We start from the raw sequence: 3,005 nt of genomic DNA, 5'->3' as shown, positions 1-3,005 counted from the left end.
GATCGGCAAGCGTCGGCCACAAGCGGCCACCAACGTTTTAACCTTGGCTGTCAGCCGTAGAATGTAACCTGTCATTCAGTTTAGCCAAAGATGCTTGATTGCAAGACCTGGTACCGTTTTGTTCTTTGATTATTGTTGACCGAGGATGCCTACAAAGTGCCTACATATTTTTTCAGGCATAAAAAAAGGAGTTACCGAATTTCGATAACTCCTTGATATATTTGGCTCCCCCCGGACGGGCTCGAACCGCCGACCTAGTGATTAACAGTACGAGACTCAGTGGCGTAAGTCGAAGAAAGTACAGAAATTTATTCTGTGGCAACACCGATACCGAAAATTATCCCGAACCACTCCCGAATTCCCCTGACTGAACTGGGTAGTAAGTCAAAGAAAGCCAAGGAAATTTTGGAGGTGGTTTCGGAACTGAGCCCGAAGCTCGGTTGCCGAAATCCCAGACCGAAACGGACCGGCGACATTGAGCGGTTGCCACCACCCCGACCGCCGAAACTCTCCCGATCAGATTGTACGAGGTATACAAACTTAAGTTTTATTTTTTTTGAAAAATTCTCTAAAAGCAAAGCTTGGTTTTGAATAATTATCAAATACCATATTAACTATTTCCAAAACATTTTTCTCTTGCTCACTATATTCTCCATCTGCTTGCGCTATATCGAGCAGAAATTTTTTCACGTCATTAGATATTTTCTCATAGTTACAATCCGGATTTTTGCGTTTGTAATCCGCGAGAGCTTCCGCTAATACTTTGACTTGTTGTGCGGATTTGTTTTCAATACAGTATGTCAATTGATAGGTAACATAGTTTCTATCATAACCCCACTGATCGACAAAATATCGCTCAATGACATCAAGTTCATATTTGTCCACATATCCGTCAGCTTCCGCGACTTTTAACGCCAGCGGAGTGATAAGGCAAAAGAGAGAGTTTGCAAGTAGATCGATACCAGTATTTAAAAACTTTGGAATCACATCTACCCGATCAGAGCCTTCTTTCTGGAAAAACTTTACCCCACCATACCAAATAGCACCCGAGGCAAGCCCGGCGGCAACAATCCAGCCAATTGGAGTTGCTGCCAAACCTAGTGCTGCGAATAGCGAATTAGAAGCAAAAAAGGTGGTCGCAACTGTGGAAGAACCAGCTACAGCCGCCCCAGTAGTGGCTGCACCCAGCACATCCCAAACCTCCTTCGTAATCCTGAGAGTTTTTAATGAAGTGTAAGCGTCCTCTCCAATAGCTAGTTTTGCTTTAAACTTCAACTCATTCGAGATAACTTGATCGGCGATATTTTGTTCGTTATTGTCTTCCATAATAAATATTTAACTAAATGCTTACCGTTTTCAATTGATTAAATTTTGCATTTGCTGCTGCAATTTTTCTTTCTAATTCTTTATTACTTAAGTCTTCTTTGATGCCCATCAATAACCCAAAAGCCATGAGAATTGGTGTCACTACAGCCCCAAGAACTGCACCAATTAGTGGTATGGTTCCTATCAATAATCCTGCGATAGATCCAAATATCAATCCAAAAGTAACATTCGGATATTCCTTGTAAATCATACAAACAAACTCCATTATTTTCATTCCGATTTTTAATACAATATCTCCAACCTTCATTGTTACCTTTGTCATTTTAAATAACAACGCTTTGACATCAGCAGACACATTCAGATTATTTATAACACGCTGAATTTCATGCTCTCCAAAATCAAAATTTATCATGCTTCTAAGGAAATCCTTATCCAACTTATCAACTACCGATTCAAATTCTTTGCCAGTTTCTAGATTAGTTGCTCTCACAATCATTTTTATCTCCTAAGTTTTTGCAATTCGAGTCATTAAGTTTCTACGTTGCTGTTAATCCCTCAATTCTACTCATTCAACAAGATGAAGCGAATGGACGTGTTTCGATTATAGTCTCTAACACTCATAGTGCATACCCCAAATCCAGACAACCATTAATTGTATTCGCCAAACGAAAGCCCTGTTGTAAAGCCCCCCTCTCGGCACTTGAATTAACGGGGCTACCCGCACCTTACTCATACCGCCGGAACTGTACCGAGTTTCGCCTAGTAACACCCCGTTCGGTATGTGGAGCAATTAAACAATTACAGAGTCAATAATGCCTGCGGCCTATAGTGTTGGATAGGCGGATTTTTTAAAAAACTTGCCATGGCTTTGATTATAAATGTAGTGTATTTGATTGATATTTATTTATTGTTTTTTATGCTGATTTAAACAGTTTTTGAATGCTTCTTTCTCTCCTTCCGTCGACCATACTCCAAATAAACTATGCGAATTCTTGTATTCAAATAATTCAACCTTGCCATCATTTAACACATCTGCACTCATGATTAACAATTTATTTTCAATGGTTGTTTCAACTCTGTATCCATTTGCCCTTGTTTCCTTTCTAGGGGTAACTGCTGTTAACATTATGTTTAATTGCCTAAAGCCATCCATTAAACAATCTGCGAAAACTGAAACATCTTCTGGTTTGATATGCCCTTTATTGACCGAAACGAATTGATCAACATCTTGTCTTGTGGAATATGAACAACCTGATAAAATAACTAATCCAATTAAAACTACAAATTTCATTATATTTATCCTAATTTGTAAGTGCTGTATTATTAATAGCAACAGCGAGCTAAATTATTTAAGCACAAATACTTTCTTATCCAATTCGTTTTTTATCGTGTAAACGTTTTAAATTTGCTCTTAGCAAAAAAAATCGACCTGAATCACGTGAAAGGGCCGTAGGCTGGGTAAAGCAACGCGAAACCCAGCGGATGCTTTGAAATAACCAAGTTTCTTTGCATCCAAAGTGTTTTATGAATTTCAAAACTTATCAGCTTTCCAGCTGGGTTTCATTATCATTCAACCCAGCCTACCGTGCTACAAGTAATATTGACGGTCGGCTTTGTAATGAACTCCCGCCATTTCAGATTGGTGACCGATGTCCGCTAGGGGTCGGTTTTTGCCGGTC

The 3,005-nt window shown here is 39.4% G+C and carries 3 protein-coding genes; all 3 read right to left on the bottom strand.

From position 1 onward, the window contains the following. Nucleotides 1–540 precede the first annotated feature (540 nt). Nucleotides 541–1,326 (bottom strand): tellurite resistance TerB family protein, encoded by a 786-nt coding sequence (locus tag A1359_RS03615; protein ID WP_066978161.1) that lies wholly within the window; start codon nucleotides 1,324–1,326, stop codon nucleotides 541–543. Between the two features lie 13 nt (nucleotides 1,327–1,339). Further along, nucleotides 1,340–1,822, bottom strand: coding sequence for a hypothetical protein (locus A1359_RS03610; RefSeq protein WP_066978158.1), 483 nt, complete (start codon nucleotides 1,820–1,822; stop codon nucleotides 1,340–1,342). Between the two features lie 408 nt (nucleotides 1,823–2,230). Beyond that, nucleotides 2,231–2,617 carry a hypothetical protein gene (locus A1359_RS03605; RefSeq protein WP_066978157.1) on the bottom strand — a complete coding sequence of 129 codons (387 nt, stop codon included), beginning with the start codon at nucleotides 2,615–2,617 and terminating at the stop codon, nucleotides 2,231–2,233. Nucleotides 2,618–3,005 lie beyond the last annotated feature (388 nt).

It is taken from the genome of Methylomonas lenta (genome assembly GCF_001644015.1).
GTDB classification, from domain to species: domain Bacteria; phylum Pseudomonadota; class Gammaproteobacteria; order Methylococcales; family Methylomonadaceae; genus Methylomonas; species Methylomonas lenta.
The sequence above is the reverse complement of the archived record's forward strand: the minus strand, read 5'-3'. Positions and strand labels throughout refer to the sequence as shown.